The 16,112-nt window shown below is 28.4% G+C and carries 12 protein-coding genes; 5 read left to right on the forward strand and 7 right to left on the reverse strand.

The genetic code is table 11. The features are described 5' to 3' along the window. Positions 1-11: 11 nt before the first annotated feature. Genes MARPI_RS03275 through aspS form a run of 4 tightly spaced genes read right to left on the reverse strand, consistent with a single transcriptional unit; the run spans position 12 to position 4,861 of the window. Positions 12-1,571: a S1 RNA-binding domain-containing protein gene (locus MARPI_RS03275; RefSeq protein ID WP_014296175.1), complete on the reverse strand. Its 1,560-nt coding sequence runs from the start codon at positions 1,569-1,571 to the stop codon at positions 12-14. After that, on the reverse strand, positions 1,564-2,415 hold the full coding sequence (ispH, locus tag MARPI_RS03280) for a 4-hydroxy-3-methylbut-2-enyl diphosphate reductase (protein ID WP_014296176.1): 852 nt from the start codon (positions 2,413-2,415) through the stop codon (positions 1,564-1,566). The genes MARPI_RS03275 and ispH overlap by 8 nt, the downstream gene beginning before the upstream one ends. 5 nt (positions 2,416-2,420) lie before the next feature. Further along, entirely contained in the window at positions 2,421-3,089 is a 669-nt protein-coding gene (gene cmk / locus MARPI_RS03285; protein WP_014296177.1) for a (d)CMP kinase, read from the reverse strand. 11 nt (positions 3,090-3,100) lie between these two features. Next, positions 3,101-4,861, reverse strand: a complete 1,761-nt coding sequence (aspS, locus tag MARPI_RS03290; protein ID WP_014296178.1) for an aspartate--tRNA ligase — start codon at positions 4,859-4,861, stop codon at positions 3,101-3,103. Positions 4,862-5,070: 209 nt separating this feature from the next. On the opposite strand from aspS, the gene MARPI_RS03295 reads away from it, so the two are divergent. Then, positions 5,071-6,252 (forward strand): S-layer homology domain-containing protein, encoded by a 1,182-nt coding sequence (locus MARPI_RS03295; RefSeq protein ID WP_014296179.1) that lies wholly within the window; start codon positions 5,071-5,073, stop codon positions 6,250-6,252. 23 nt (positions 6,253-6,275) lie between these two features. Here MARPI_RS03295 and MARPI_RS10650 read toward each other — a convergent pair whose 3' ends face one another. After that, a complete protein-coding gene (locus MARPI_RS10650; RefSeq protein ID WP_014296180.1) occupies positions 6,276-8,021 on the reverse strand; it encodes an HD-GYP domain-containing protein in 1,746 nt (581 codons plus the stop codon). Positions 8,022-8,081: 60 nt separating this feature from the next. Here MARPI_RS10650 and MARPI_RS03305 point away from each other — a divergent pair, with 60 nt between their 5' ends. From MARPI_RS03305 to glgB, 4 genes are all read left to right on the forward strand, one after another. Continuing rightward, positions 8,082-9,533 carry an alpha-amylase family glycosyl hydrolase gene (locus tag MARPI_RS03305; RefSeq protein WP_014296181.1) on the forward strand — a complete coding sequence of 484 codons (1,452 nt, stop codon included), beginning with the start codon at positions 8,082-8,084 and terminating at the stop codon, positions 9,531-9,533. Positions 9,534-9,542: 9 nt separating this feature from the next. Beyond that, positions 9,543-10,133: a transglycosylase SLT domain-containing protein gene (locus MARPI_RS03310; RefSeq protein WP_014296182.1), complete on the forward strand. Its 591-nt coding sequence runs from the start codon at positions 9,543-9,545 to the stop codon at positions 10,131-10,133. A 68-nt stretch (positions 10,134-10,201) separates the two neighbouring features. Continuing rightward, positions 10,202-11,452 carry a glycerate kinase type-2 family protein gene (locus MARPI_RS03315; RefSeq protein ID WP_014296183.1) on the forward strand — a complete coding sequence of 417 codons (1,251 nt, stop codon included), beginning with the start codon at positions 10,202-10,204 and terminating at the stop codon, positions 11,450-11,452. Positions 11,453-11,840: 388 nt separating this feature from the next. Further along, on the forward strand, positions 11,841-14,039 hold the full coding sequence (gene glgB, locus MARPI_RS03320) for a 1,4-alpha-glucan branching protein GlgB (protein WP_014296184.1): 2,199 nt from the start codon (positions 11,841-11,843) through the stop codon (positions 14,037-14,039). 37 nt (positions 14,040-14,076) lie between these two features. Here the strand turns inward: glgB and rbsK are convergent, their stop codons facing one another. After that, positions 14,077-14,997, reverse strand: coding sequence for a ribokinase (gene rbsK, locus MARPI_RS03325; protein WP_014296185.1), 921 nt, complete (start codon positions 14,995-14,997; stop codon positions 14,077-14,079). Then, a complete protein-coding gene (locus MARPI_RS03330) occupies positions 14,994-16,058 on the reverse strand; it encodes a hypothetical protein (RefSeq protein ID WP_014296186.1) in 1,065 nt (354 codons plus the stop codon). The genes rbsK and MARPI_RS03330 overlap by 4 nt, the downstream gene beginning before the upstream one ends. Between the last annotated feature and the right edge of the window lie 54 nt (positions 16,059-16,112).

Consider the following 16,112-nt stretch of genomic DNA (forward strand, 5'->3'; position numbering starts at 1 on the left):
TTAATCACCTCTTATTCTTCTAATAAGCTAACAACCATACTTCCTTTTTGATCTTCAGCTTCAAATTCTATTTTAATTATTTTACCATTTACTGTACTTCCAATTTCCAATACATCTTTTATATCCTGATTTTCTTCAAGATTTATCTTTGATTTTGGAATAAATGCTTCTACTTCATATTCATCAACGATAATTACAGCACCTTTTCCAACATATTTTACCACTTTACCTGAAATTTCATCACCATTTTTTAATTCATTTGATACCTTTTTCCATGGATTTTCTTTTGCCTGTTTTACACTTAATTTTATTTTCCTATTTTCTTTATCTACATGTAAAACCTTTACTTTTACTTTATCTCCTTCTTTAAATAAATCTTCAACATTATCTACAAAATTCCAGGATAATTCTGAAACATGGGAAAATCCTGTTAATTCATTATCGAGTTTTATTATCAAACCATTTGGTAATATTTTTTCTACCACTCCATCTACAATATCGCCTTCATGCAATTTTTCATCAATATCTTTCCATGGATCTCCTAAAACCTGTTTATAGCTTAATGTGATTTTCTTTTTGTCTTTATCAATTGAGAGAACTTTTACTTTCACTTTATCTCCAACTGATACAACATCCTCAATTTTCCTTTTACCTGACCAGAAAATTTCTGATTCATGTACCAATCCTTCAATACCTTCACCTAATTTTACAGCAAATCCAAATGGGAATATTTCTATAACTTCCCCTTCTACAATTGAATCAACTGGATAATCTTTTTCTACTGTTTCCCATGGATCGTCTTTTAATCTTTTTACTGATACAGAAATTTTTCTATTTTCTTTATCAAGTTTTATAATTATACCTTTTACTTTGTCTCCTATTTTATACATTTCATTTATATCAACTTTTTTATCCCAGGAAATTTCGCTTTTTGGAACCAATGCTGTAATGTATGGATTTAAACTTATAAATAATCCAAATTCTTTTATTCCCGTAACTACACCTTCAACAAGTGTATTTAAATTATGTGTATTGAAAAATTCCTCGATATATTTATCTACCAATCCTTTTCTTGAAACTACAATATTTAATCTTCTTCTTCTTTCTTCTCTTTTAATTACAAGAAAATCCATTTCTTCTCTTGGAAATGGTTCATTTGGATTTAACATTGCAAGAGAGCCTGGCAAAAATGCTCTTACAACATTTTCAAGTTCTACTATATATCCTTTTTCAACTCTTTCTTTGATTTTTCCCTTTACTACTTTACCTTCTACAATTTCATCAATTATTTCGTCTTTCTTTGCAGCTTTTTCAGAACCAAAAGCCTGTCCTTCTGCATCATTAATTTTTAAAAGCTTTACCTTTATTTTTTCACCTTTTTTATATTCATCAATATTTTTTAATAAATAATCCTTTCCCACATAAACATCAAATGCTTTCCCTGGCGCAGAAACGTATACTCCATCAGAACTAATGGAAATAATCTCACCAGTTAATGTTTCCCCCTTTTTTATATGAAATTCACTTACTTCATCAAGCATCTTCTCAAACTCGTTTTTGTCTTCAACCATCAAAACCCCTCCTTAGATATTCAATGACTTCTTCTAATGATTTATTTGGTGTGGAAGTCCCTGTAAGAATTCCCACCCTATTATATTGTTTTGTAATCTGCATTTCTTTTAACTCATTAACCGAATCAATATGAACCGTATTTTCATTATATTTTTTTGAAATTTCATATAACTTTCGCGTATTGGAACTATGCTTTCCGCCTATTATTATAACAAATTCTGCCCAAATTGCAATATCTTTTGCTTCATTTTCTCTGATTTTCGTTTCATAACAAATTGTATCTTTAATTAAAATCTCATTATAATCGCATAATTTTACCATTTCTGAGGAAAAATTTTTGAAATTATTATAATCCATGGTTGTTTGAGTAATTATACATATTTTATCGCTTTTAACATATGTAGGTTCTCTTAAAATAATAACTTTTTCTTCATCTATGTTTCCTTTTAATCCTATCATTTCAGCATGTTCTTTTTTGCCATATGCAACTATAAAATATCCTTTTTTCTGCATTTCATATGCATATTTAAAAACATTTTCAACAATAGGGCAGGTTAAATCAACTATTTTTTTAAAATTCTTTTCTAAATATTCTTTATCTTTTTTGGGAACACCATGAGCCCTGATAATACAAATTGCTTCTCCGGAATCTTCCGGTAAAACATCCAAAGATTCAAAAGATAAAATTCCCCTATTTAACAAATCTTTTTTTACTTCATTATTATGAACAAGATCTCCATATAAATATACCTTTTCACCACTTTTTGAAAGCTCTACTGCTTTTTCGTATGCTCTTTGAACACCATAACAAAAACCTATTTTTGAGGCTAATTTTATTTCCACAAAATTCACTCCTGATTTATTTTTTTATTTATTATTTTACTAATTTCATCAACTACGGTTTTAATATCTTTCCCAGTAGTATCAACGGTTATTGCATCTTCAGCAGGTTTTAATGGAGCTATATCTCTTGTGGAATCAGCAATATCTCTTTTTTCTATTTCTTTATAAATTTCCTCATAATTTACATTTTTCCCTTTTTCAAGTAATTCTTTATATCTTCTTCTGGCTCTTTCTTCAATTGATGCTGTAAGAAAGATTTTCACGTCAGCATCAGGTAATACCACTGTTCCAATATCTCTTCCATCAATAACAACATTATGTATTTTCGAAAGTGATTTTAATATTTCATTAACCTTATTTCTTACTTTTTCATTTTTAGCTACTATAGAAGCTGCTTTTCCAATTTCAGGCGTTCGAATCTGCATTCCAAGCTTTTCGTCACCAAGATAATATTCACCATCAATTATTTTTATATCAAAGTCTTTCAATGCTTTTATTATATCATCTTCATTAAATAAATCAAAATTCATTTTTTTTACGAAATACCCAAAAGCTCTATATAATGCACCGCTATCAAGATAATATAAATTAAATATCTTTGCTATTTCCTTTGCTATAGTACTTTTTCCTGAACCCGCTGGTCCATCAATTGCCACTTTGAATGTTTTGCTCATTCCATGTCACCTCATAAATCTAATTTTATCTTTAATTCGTTTAATTGTTTTTCAGAAACTTCCGATGGAGCTTCTGTCATAGGATCTGAACCACTTGCTGTTTTCGGGAAGGCTATAACCTCTTTTATTGAATCCTCTCCTGCCATTACAGCAATTAATCTATCAAATCCTATTGCGGCTCCTCCATGTGGTGGAGGACCATATTTAAATGCTTCAATCAAGAATCCGAATTTTTCATTTATTTCTTCATCACTTAAACCTATCATTTCAAAGATTTTATTCTGAAGATCTTTTCTGTGAATTCTTATACTACCACTTGCCATTTCATACCCATTTATAACAAGATCATAACATTGAGCTCTTATTTTCAATGGATCTGAATCTGCATATTTTTCAAAATCATCAAGTTTTGGCATTGTGAAAGGATGATGCTCCGCAACAAGTCTGTTTTCTTCTTCATCCCATGCAAACATTGGAAAGTCTACAACCCATAATACATCAAATCCATCTTTCTTTTCCATCTCTTCTTTTATTAATTTAACCCTTATATGACCTAAAATCTTATTCACTTCTTCATTTTCTCCAACAATTAAGAAAGCTATATCGTTATCTTTTATAAGACCTTTATCAAATATATTTTTGATTTCATTTTCAGCTATTTTCTTAATTGAAGATTTTACTTCTCCTTTTTCATTTTTTATCCAGATAAGTCCACCTGCACCAACTGATTTTGCAAATTCTGTATATTCATCTATTCTTTTTCTTGAGAATTTATCTGCTTTTTCAGATAAAACTATTCCTTTGATTTTTCCACCATTTTCTATCACTTTTCTTATGAAATCTGCTTTTGTTTCTTTAAAGTCTTCGCTAAAATCATTAATTTCAAGGCCATATCTTGTGTCTGGTTTATCACTGCCATATTTATTCATCACTTCATCGTATGTAAATCTTCTTAAAGGTGTTTCAAGATCATAATCTAATAATTCTTTAAATAATTTTTTTAATAACCCTTCTGTAAGTGTTAAAATATCATCCATTTCAACAAATGACATTTCAAAGTCTATTTGTGAAAATTCAGGCTGTCTATCTGCTCTAAAGTCTTCATCTCTAAAACATCGTGCAATCTGGAAGTATCTATCAAATCCAGAAACCATTAACAATTGTTTAAACAATTGTGGTGACTGAGGTAATGCATAGAAATTACCTGGTTTTAATCTTGATGGCACTAAAAAGTCTCTTGCACCTTCAGGGGTACTTTTAGTTAAATATGGTGTTTCTATTTCCAAAAAGTCATTTTCAGAAAGGTATTGCCTTACAATTTGTAAAGCCTTATGCCTCATTACAAGATTTTTTTTCATTCTATCCTTTCTTAAATCAAGATATCTATATTTTAATCTTAGATTTTCTGAAATTTCCTCATCTTTATTTACATAAATAGGCGGAGTTTCTGATTCTGACAATACTTCCATATCATTTACGTCAATTTCAATTTCACCAGTTGGCATATTTTTATTAATCGCATCGTCAGGTCTTTTTCTTACAACACCTTTTATAGCTATTACATATTCATTTCCTATTGTTTTTGCAATTTCATAAATTTCTTTATTTTCAGGATCTATAACAAATTGAACCTTTCCAGAAATATCTCTCAACAATCCAAATTTAATTCCTCCAAGATCCCTTATTCTTTCAACCCAACCATTCAGGATAACTTCCTGACCTATATTTGATGAATTTAAATTCCCACACTTATGTGTTCTTTTTAATTTCATTTAAACACCTCCAGATAGATTTTTATATAATAAATTTAGGATTTTTCTTATATTTACAGGGAAAATAACAGTGAAGAAATTTTTCTTTATAAGTATATCATAAAAATATGTCTAAAAATACCAATTTATTTTACCATTTTTTTTGATTTTTGTGGTAAAATAAGATATGAGACTTAAGAAAATAATAAAATTTTTTGGAGGTGTATAGGATGAAAAAACTATTAATCATTCTTATGGCGTTAGCATTGGCAGTAGCATCATTTGCTGCAACAACATATAAAGATGTCCCTGTAAATCACTGGGCATACGATTCAATTGAAAGGTTATCTTCACTTGGAATTATAGAAGGCTTTCCAGATGGAACATATCAGGGATTATCTCAGGTAAACAGATATCAGTTAACTGTTGCTTTAGATAGAGCATTAAAGTATGTTGAACAACAGTTATTTGCAACTCTTGCTGAAAAGGTTGTTGAATTAGATAAAAAGGTTAACGAATTATCAAAACAACAGGGATTATCAAAAGATGAAATCAATGCAATGATAAAAGCTCAATTGTTAAATATGGATACAAAAGAATTCAACTCAAAAATTACACAACTCGAAAATTCCGTAAATGAATTAAAAAGTGCGTATGACGTATTAAGCTTTTTAAGTTCAAAAACAGATGCTGTAGAAAAAGAAGTTTCAACTTACGATGCAAGAATTAAATCTTTAGAATCACAGGTTGCAGAATTAAAAGCTCTTTATTCTTCAGTTGAAAGCGTTAAAAAAGATTTATCAGCAAATAAGTCAGCAATGGAAACTTTAGGAGTTCTCGCTAATAAAGTTGCTGCTTTAGAAGAAAAATATAATAATGAAATAATGAATTTAAATGACAAATTTGCAACGAAAGATGATGTTGAAGCAACAGTAAAAGAATATCTTTCCGATTACGCAAAAATTTCTGATTTAGAAACCAGATTTGTAAAATCAGAAGATTTCAAAGCTTTAGAAATGGAATTATCTTCTTTAAAATCAAAAGTTGATGAAAATGCTAATTCAATAAATGCATTTAATACAAAATTGGATAATTATGTTACTAAAGATACATTGAAAGATTATGCTATGCTTTCTGATCTTAAAAAATATGCAACTTTAGGAGACTTAAAAGATTATGCATTAAAAACAGATTTAACAAGATATCTTGAAGTTTCTGCTTTAGATACAAAATTATCAAATTATGTAACTGCAAAAACATTTAACGAAAAAATCGAAGAATTAAAAGCAGATATTTCAGATAGCACAAGCAATAATGATCAATTAAAGAAAGACGCTGGATTTGCCAAGACATTAGGAATTATCTCTGTATTAATTTCAATTGGAGCTGTTGTTATCGCTTTTACATTGTAATAAAAAAATAAAAAAGCCGTGTTTCACAACACGGCTTTTTCATTTTTTATTTTCTGGATTATATTTATTATTTCTTCTTTTGATTCAAGAAACACATCAACCAATTCCGGATCAAATTTCTTTCCTTTTTCATACTCTATTATTTTAAATGCTTCAGAATATGTATATGCTTTTCTATACGGTTTTTCTGTAATTAACGCAACAAATGTATCTATTATACTCACTATTCTACTTTCTATTGGAATACTCTCTCCTTCTATTCCATATGGATATCCCTTTCCATCCCATCTTTCATGATGAGAAATAATAATCATTGCAGCTGTTGAAAAAGGCTTTAAAGAAATTTCTTTTATCAATAAAAATCCTATTTTAGGATGTTTTTTTATTATTTCCCATTCTTCATCTGTTAGTTTTTCTTTTTTTAATAAAATGCTATCTGGAATATAGCTTTTTCCAAGATCATGTATTTTTGCACCTAAATACAGATTTTTTAATTGTGGCTCTTTCATTTTTATTTTTTTTCCTATTAAAATAGAAATTTCTCCCATTAATTCCACATGCTTATAATTATATTCTTTTATTTCAGCCAAAACACCAAGAACGCTAAACAAAATTTCCAGTTGTTCAAAATAATTTCTTTTTAAATTTTCATTTTCAATTGTTTTTATACTTAAATCATTAAAAAGAAAATTTAATGATTCTTTTAAAGGTTCAGATTCAAATGTCATATCTTCAATTATCTTTTTTACTTCAAATTTAAAATTTTGATATGTAATCTTTCCATATGAAAATTTTTTAAATGCCGATAAAAAGTTTATTATCCCTGCATTTTCTTTATATAATTTTTCATTTTCATTTCTTAAATACTTATTCTCTTTTAAAAGATTTTCAATAGGTTTCTCAAGCAAATAAATCTTCTCGTTAAATAAATTAAATATTTCATCAAATTCTTTTACTTTTGATGGTTCAAATTCATTTTTTAAAATTTTACCCGTATTATAATTTATATGTATCTCACTTATTTTTTTTACATTATCCTTAAAAACTCCTGTAATATATTTATAAATAATATAATGAAACACAAGTGCAAATAAAAATGCCAGAATAAAAGTATACAAAATAGTTTGTGCATAATCTCTTATAAACCCAAAAATATTCGGTTTATAAAACGTATAAATCTTTAATAAATTTTCATTTTTTAAATTAAAAAATTCAAAATCACTCAAATAAGTTCCATCTCTTCTACAAATTTTTTTTACACAAATTTCTTTTTTATTTTTTTCATATAAATCTCTGTTTCCATATATAAAATTTCCATAATTATCAACTATATAATAATCAAAAAACAGATTTATATTGAGAAATCTGTTATCAAATAACGTTTCAAAATTTAAACTAATATACTTATATGTATTTTTATATATTAAAAGAAATATAGGTTTAGGGTTTTCAGAAACTATATAATATAAATTAACATCATATATATTTTTAAGGAATTTTGTTTTTTCTATTCTTTCTGGTTTTTCCACTTCTTCAATAATATTTGTATTCTCTTGTGAATAAACAAAATCAATTATTTCATTTTCAAAATCATTTATAATTATGGAATCTACCACTTCTATTGTTAATTTGATATTTTCATAAAATTTATCTATTTGCTCCTTTTGTTTCAAAAAAGATGATATGATAAGGAAAGAGGAGAAAATTAAAATTAATAATGCGAGAATATATATAATCGTTATTTTATACATGGTCAATTTTTGTTTCATATTATCACCTCATAATAGTCTCAATATGTATTATATCATAAATTATGAAAGGGGATTTAAATGATTTTCTATGAATTATTTGTTCGTTCATTTTTTGATTCAAATGATGACGGAATTGGAGATTTAAATGGTATAACTCAAAAATTGGATTATTTACAAACACTAGGAATAGATGGAATATGGTTATTACCAATTATGAAATCAGCTTCTTTTCATGGCTATACTATTATTGACTTCTATTCGATAAATCCTTTATACGGTAATTTTGATGATTTAAAAAAATTAATAAAAATAGCACATGAAAAAAATATAAAAATTATTTTAGATATCCCAATTAATCACACTTCTGTAAAATGCCAGTGGTTTCAAAAAGCTATTAATGGAGATAAAAAATATGTCGACTATTATGTATGGCAAAATGAAAAAACAGATATAAACGAAAAGAGACATTGGGACAACAGTCCAATATGGTTTAAATACAAAGATAAATATTTCTATGGTTTATTTGGCTCTTCCTCGCCAGATTTAAATTTCGAAAATCCTGAGTTATGGGAAGAAATGAAAGGTATTTTTAAATTCTGGTTAGATCTTGGAATTGATGGATTCAGACTGGATGCAGCAAAACATATCTTTGATTACAATATAGAAAAAGGAAAATTTGAATATCAACATGAAAAAACCATTAAATTCTGGAAGGAAATGGTGGATTATATAAAATCTATAAATGAAAATTCCATTATTGTTAGTGAAATCTGGGATTCACCAGAGGTGGTTAAAAAATATCATGGACTATTTGATATCGAATTTAATTTTCCATTATCCTATGAAATAAAAGATGCTGTAAAGTTTCAAGATCCCCATTTATTGGTAAAAGGCATTAAAAATACATTATCCCATTATATAAAGGGGAATGTTGAATCTGTTTCGGGCAACTTTTTAACAAATCATGATATGAATCGCCTTGTTTCAGAATTAAATAACGACATCAATAAAGTTAAATTAGCTTATTCAATATTATTCACGCTTCCAGGATATCAATTTATATACTATGGCGAAGAGCTAGGAATGAAAGGATTAAACTTAGATGTAAACTTTACAGAAGATTCTCAAGAACCATTTCAATGGTATGAAAACGGATTTGGACCCGGTCAAACGGAATGGAAAGGTTGTAAATATAACCCGCCATATTCAAATATTTCATACGAATCAGAAAGAAATGATATAGACAGTCTTCTCAATTATATAAAAACATTAATTAAATTTAGAAAAGACAATATCTGGCTTTCTAATGCCAGAATAGATAATATAAGAAACAACAGATACTTTATTTCGTATTCATTAATAGGTAAAAACAACAAATTTGATGTTTATCATAATTTTAAAAATCAACCTATAAATATAAACATCAAAAATACCGAAATACAGCTATTAAATGGTTCTTTTGTAAAAAACAAAAACATTATAAAACTCAATGGACATTCTACAATAATTATAAAAAATATAAAAAATTAAACGGAGGTGATGTTTATAAAAAAACATCTTATTATCATCTTAATACTTGTAGTAAGTATTCTCAATTTTGGAAATGATAAGAATTATAACCTTACAAACGAAACAAATTTAAAAATCTTTTTAATGGACTTTATGAACCGAGAATACAAACTTACTACAGGAAAAGAATTAAAACCAGAAAGAAAAGTAGCATTAGCAGAAGGCATTTTATTAGCATCAAAGGAATTTAACATTTCACCAATTCTCATAGCCTCTATTATCGATATTGAAACGAGTTTTAGAAACGTTATAGGAAAATATGGAGAGATTGGATACATGCAAATTCGTGCTGAAACAGCTAAATATATTATTGAAATGTATTATGATAGATTTGAAAAATACGGCTACAAATCCACAGATTTAAAATGGATAAAGGATAGATTATTATTTGATCCTAAATATAATATTCTTGTAGGAACTGCTTATTTATCTTATTTACAGGAAATACACGGTGATATAACCCATGCTGTAGGATGGTATAATGGCGGAGGTAATTCCTATTACTTAGAAAAGGTAGTATTTAAAATTGCACAAATTACAATAGAATATCCAATTATTTAAACAAAACCCTGCAAAAATGCAGGGTTTTTTATTATTATGTTATAATAAAGATGAAAGGGGGAATTGCTATGGCCGAGAAAGAACTAAGAGAAATTATTTCCCATACCATTAATTCTGTATTACCCGAAAATGCCGTAAAAAAACATATAAGTAAATTTTCAGAAATTCAAAACAATAATAAAATATTCTTATTATCAATTGGAAAGGCTGCATGGAGAATGGCTAATGCTGCTAAAGAAATATTAAAAGATAAAATAAAAGATGGTATAGTTATTACAAAATATAAGCATAGCCTGGGAAAAATCGATTCACTTGAAATCTTTGAAGCAGGACACCCAATACCAGATGAAAACAGTTTAAATGCCACAAAAATCGCAATTGAAAGAATTAAAAAGTTACCAGATGATTATATTATTTTATTTTTAATATCCGGTGGTGGTTCAGCGTTATTTGAAATGCCAGAAGATAATATTACATTACATGACATACAGAATATTACCGATCAACTTTTAAAATCTGGTGCTGAAATTAATGAAATAAACATGATAAGAAAAAGACTTTCCAGGGTAAAAGGTGGAAAATTTGCTAATTTAATTTATCCAAAAAATATATATGCTCTTGTATTGTCCGATGTACTTGGCGATAATCTTGAAAGTATTGCTTCCGGTCCAGCCTATCCTGATAAATATACATACAATGACGTGTTAAATGTAATAAAAAAATATGAGTTAAATATTAATGATAAAATACTTTCACTCCTGAAAAAAGAAACACCAAAAAATATTCAAAATGCCAAACATATAATAATTGGAAGTGTAAGACTCGCCTGTGAAGAAGCTATAAAAAAAGCTAAAGAATTGGGATATAATACATTATTGCTTACTTCCATATTAAATGCCGAAGCAAAGGAAGCTGGAAAAATCTTTGCTGGAATTGCCAAGGAAATAATTACAACGGGAAATCCCTTAAAACCTCCTGCTGCAATAATCGCTGGAGGAGAAACCATAGTTTATGTTAAAGGAACTGGTTATGGCGGAAGAAATCAGGAATTATCATATTCTTTTGCTATTGATATAGAAGGTTTTGAAAATGTTTATTTTTCTTCCTTTGGAACAGATGGAACAGATGGTCCTACAGATGCAGCAGGAGGAATTGTAAACGGAAAAACAATAACTAAAATTCGAAAAAAAGGGCTTGATCCTGAAATTTATTTAGAGAATAACGATACCTATAATGGGTTAAGTGAAGGTGAGGCTCTTTTAAAAACCGGTCCAACAGGAACCAATGTCAATGATATAATGATATTACTTGTTGATTGAAATATAAAATCCTCTGAAGAATATATTATTTTTACAGTGTCCAATAATTTAAAAAAGCGAAAACTCGCAGATTGCCTGAAAAAATAGCGAATGGAACCGGTCAAAATCACATGGATGTGATTTTGAGTGAAGACGAACATGGACGTGAGTCTGCAACGACCGGTGGGAATGAGCTATTTTTGAAGATTTGCAATCAAGGTTTGAGCGTTTTTAATTATTGGACACTCAAATATTATTTTCAGAGGATTTTATATTTTTTTTAATATTTTTTATACTTTCTATTGACAGCGCAAAAAAATGTGTTATAATTAAAGAAAGACAAGTAAAAGGAAAAATCTTCTTTTTTCTTTGATTTTCTCAAAAGCTAACCGTGTAAGGGGGTATTAATATGGGAAGCATGCTTAATGATGAAATGTTAAAAATAGTAAAAGCTGAGCATCATGACCCGTTTTCAGTTTTAGGAATTCATAAATTAAATGAAAAGGAAATTGTTATAAGAACATTTCACCCTTTTGCTGAAAAAATAGAAATAATCAATTTAGATACAAAAACAAAAAGAAAATACAAAATGGAAAAAATACATCCAGATGGATTATTTGAAAAGGTTTTAAAAAGAAAAACATTCTTTAAATATGAATTTTTATACACTGATTCAATTGGAAATAGCTGGAAGTCACGGGATCCATACAGTTTTCTACCTGTTCTTACAGACTATGATCTGTATCTTTTTAATGAAGGAAATAATCATAAGATTTATGAAAAGCTTGGTGCTCATCCAATGGAAATAGATGGTGCAAAAGGAACATATTTTGCAGTATGGGCACCAAATGCTAAGAGAGTAAGCGTAGTTGGTAATTTTAATAATTGGGATGGCAGAGTTCATCAAATGAGAGTTCTCGGAAGTTCTGGAGTCTGGGAAATTTTTATTCCATTGGTTCAAGAAGGAGATATTTATAAATTTGAAATAAAAACACAAACCGGGGAATTATTATTAAAGGCCGATCCATATGCAACATATACTGAATTGCGTCCTAAAAATGCTTCCATTGTTTATGATTTAAATAATAAACACAGATGGAATGACAAAAAATGGATGGATAAAAGAAGAGAAACAAATTGGTTTGAAAAACCTATTTCTATTTACGAAGTTCATCTTGGTTCATGGAAGAAAAAAAATAATGATGAATTCTTAAATTATAGAGAACTGGCACATCAGTTGGTTGAATACGTAAAAAAACACGGATACACTCATATTGAAATTATGCCAGTTTTAGAACACCCTCTTGATGAATCGTGGGGATATCAGGTAACAGGTTACTTTTCACCAACAAGTCGTTATGGAACACCTGAAGATTTTATGTACTTTGTTGATTATATGCATCAACATAATATTGGAGTTATACTTGATTGGGTTCCAGGGCATTTTCCAAAAGACGCACATGGCTTAGGAAAATTTGATGGAACAGCCTTATATGAACATATGGATCCTCGATTAGGAGAACATCCAGATTGGGGAACATATATATTCAATTATGGAAGAAATGAAGTTAAGAATTTCCTTATATCCAATGCACTTTATTGGCTCGATAAATTTCATATAGATGGCTTAAGAGTTGACGCTGTGGCTTCTATGTTATATCTTGATTTTAGTAGAAAAGAAGGAGAATGGATACCAAATATTTATGGCGGTAGAGAAAACCTTGAAGCTATAGAATTTTTAAAATACTTTAATTCAATTACTCATAAATACTTCCCTGGAATATTGACTATCGCTGAAGAATCAACTGCATGGCCAGGAGTATCTAAACCTGTAGATCTTGGCGGTCTCGGTTTTTCCATGAAATGGAATATGGGATGGATGAATGATTCATTGAGATATATGGCCAGAGATCCATTATTTAGAAAACATCATCAAAATGAATTGACTTTTTCACTGGTATATGCATTTTCGGAAAATTATATACTCGTTTTATCTCATGATGAAGTTGTTCACGGAAAAGGTTCTATGATAAATAAAATGCCCGGGGATTACTGGCAAAAATTTGCTAATTTAAGGTTATTCTATTCTTATATGTTCGCACATCCAGGAAAAAAATTATTGTTTATGGGCAATGATATAGCTCAATTTAATGAATGGAATTGTAAAAAAGCACTTGATTGGAATTTGTTAGAATTTGATTCTCATAAAAAGATGTTAAAATTAATCGATGATCTTAATAGGTTGTATAAAGAAAACCCCGAATTATATGAAGTTGATTATTCGCCTGAAGGATTTGAATGGATAGATTATAATGATGCTGAAAATAGTGTTATTTCATTTATTAGAAAGGGTAAAAATCCTGATGAATTTATTGTTGCAGTATTTAATTTCACACCTGTTGTAAGATATGATTATAGAATAGGTGTTCCAAAACCCGGATTTTATAAAGAAATATTAAATACAGATTCTGAAATATATTGGGGAAGTAATGTAGGAAACCAGGGCGGAATATATGCAGAGCATATTCCATTCCACGGAAGAGAATACTCAATTAATATTACCTTACCTCCTCTTGCAGGAATATATTTTAAATGGAAGAAACAATAATTTTAAAAGCCAGAGTTTTTAAAAACTCTGGCTTTTTTTATCTATCTATTGTTTCCAGAAATTCATCAACCTCTTTACGAGCAGGTATTGATGATTGAGCACCCTTTCTTGTAACAGACAATCCTGCTGCTGCACATGCAAAAACTATTGCCTCTTTAATATTTTTACCCTCTTCTAATGCAGTAGCCAATGCCCCATTAAAAACATCTCCAGCCGCTGTGGTATCAATTACATTTTCAAACTTAAATGCAGGAATTTTCAATATATAATTTCTATTATATAATATTACGTCTTCTGGCCCGCGTTTTAATATAATATTTTTTATTCCGAGATTAAAGAACTTTCTTAATATCTCTTTTAAATTTTTTTCTGGATCAAGGTTAAAAAATTTATTTGAAAGATACTTAAATTCTTCCTCATTTGGTGTAAAATAATCAACATACTTAAAAATTTCATCTGTTATGTTGGGAGCTGGTGCCGGATCAAATATAACTATCTTCTTTTTAGATTTTAATATTTTTGCTACATGCAATGTTGTTTCAAAAGGTATTTCATTTTGCAACAAAAAATATTTATATTCCTGCAAAATCCCTATCTTTTTTTCAACAATTTCAGGCGTAATAAAACCATTTGCTCCTTCAAATATAACTATTCTATTTTCTCCTTTTTTTGTTACTTCGATATATGCTCTTCCTGTTGGCAAATCTGTATAAACATATCCTTTTATATTTAATTCGTCAAAATTCCTGGCAAGCTTTTTCCCAAATTCATCATTTCCAAGCGCTGTAAAAAAGTATACTTCTTTATTTGAAAGTTTTGCTGCAGCAACAGCCTGATTTGCTCCTTTTCCTCCTGGAAAGTATTCCAATTCTTTTGCTTTTTGAGTTTCCCCGGGATTGGTGAAATGTTCTACAGTTAAAACAATATCCATATTTGAACTACCTATAACTCCTATCATTTTATAGCCTCCTTCACATCTACTATAAATTTTTGATAAAGCGAGTCTAAAAATATTAATTCATATAATATCGACCCACGAATTGTAATTAAATCCCAATCTGAAAAATATGTTTCTTCATTTAAATTATTGCCAAGATAATAACTTGAAATTTGATTAAATTTATATTGTTTTATTATTCCATCACCAATATCATCATTAGATGAAGCGATATATAAAAAGTCTGCGTCTATTAATATATGGCTTAATCCAAATGAAATGGCATATATTTTATTATCCCTAATTTCTGCCCTAAATGTTCCAGGAAAGAATTTTGACTCCTGATATATTATTGCAAGAGCCAATTCAACAGGTATATGGTTTAGATATACTTTTGGAGAGTCATAAGATGTTTTGTTTTCCAGAATTATATTTGAATGCGTATATGTATATGCAACATCAACAATATATTCTGCATATTTTCGTATTTCTTCGTTGGTTAATTCTTCACTAAAATATTTATCATACCATGTTCTGAATAAATATTTATCATTATAATCTCTTGAAATAAGATTATAGACTCTTTCAACAAGAAAATCTCTTTTCTCATAACTGGATAATAATTCTGGATTTAAATTGGAAAAATCCCTATCTGTTTTTTGAGGATTTACAGGAATCTTTTCATCAAATGCATCTATAAGTTTAACAGAATTACTGTTATTTATATAATTATTCATAATATTTCCAACATAAATTTCTATCCTTTTATCTTCTGAATCTATATCTTTTAAGGTTAAATTCTTCGTTGGCATAATATTGCTTAATCCAGTGAAATATTTATAATTGCCCCATATATTTTCATCATAAGTATATGAAGTACTATAAACATAATTATTTAAAATATCTTTAAAATCCCTATTTTCCCCAGCATTATATGCTGCAGCCATTACTCTTATCAGGATTTCTTTTTGATTATCAGACAAATCAGAAAAATTGGTGTCAACAATCGGTTCAGCTTTTTTTATACAAGATGAAAAAAATAATACAAAAATCAGTAATATTATGATATAATTTTTCCACATAGCTTTACACCTCACTTTTTCTATTTTATTATATCATATATTTTTTCGAAATTA

Origin of the sequence: Marinitoga piezophila KA3, from assembly GCF_000255135.1 — a bacterium.
Lineage (GTDB): Bacteria > Thermotogota > Thermotogae > Petrotogales > Petrotogaceae > Marinitoga > Marinitoga piezophila.

Bases quoted from the DNA above. Each gene is read 5' to 3' on its own strand.
- MARPI_RS10650 (WP_014296180.1), bottom strand. From the start codon at position 8,021: ATGAAACAAAAATTGACCATGTATAAAATAACGATTATATATATTCTC.
- MARPI_RS03305 (WP_014296181.1), top strand. From the start codon at position 8,082: ATGATTTTCTATGAATTATTTGTTCGTTCATTTTTTGATTCAAATGAT.
- MARPI_RS03315 (WP_014296183.1), top strand. From the start codon at position 10,202: ATGGCCGAGAAAGAACTAAGAGAAATTATTTCCCATACCATTAATTCT.
- cmk (WP_014296177.1), bottom strand. From the start codon at position 3,089: ATGAGCAAAACATTCAAAGTGGCAATTGATGGACCAGCGGGTTCAGGA.
- rbsK (WP_014296185.1), bottom strand. From the start codon at position 14,997: ATGATAGGAGTTATAGGTAGTTCAAATATGGATATTGTTTTAACTGTA.
- MARPI_RS03310 (WP_014296182.1), top strand. From the start codon at position 9,543: ATGTTTATAAAAAAACATCTTATTATCATCTTAATACTTGTAGTAAGT.
- aspS (WP_014296178.1), bottom strand. From the start codon at position 4,861: ATGAAATTAAAAAGAACACATAAGTGTGGGAATTTAAATTCATCAAAT.
- MARPI_RS03295 (WP_014296179.1), top strand. From the start codon at position 5,071: ATGAAAAAACTATTAATCATTCTTATGGCGTTAGCATTGGCAGTAGCA.
- MARPI_RS03275 (WP_014296175.1), bottom strand. From the start codon at position 1,571: ATGGTTGAAGACAAAAACGAGTTTGAGAAGATGCTTGATGAAGTAAGT.
- glgB (WP_014296184.1), top strand. From the start codon at position 11,841: ATGGGAAGCATGCTTAATGATGAAATGTTAAAAATAGTAAAAGCTGAG.
- MARPI_RS03330 (WP_014296186.1), bottom strand. From the start codon at position 16,058: ATGTGGAAAAATTATATCATAATATTACTGATTTTTGTATTATTTTTT.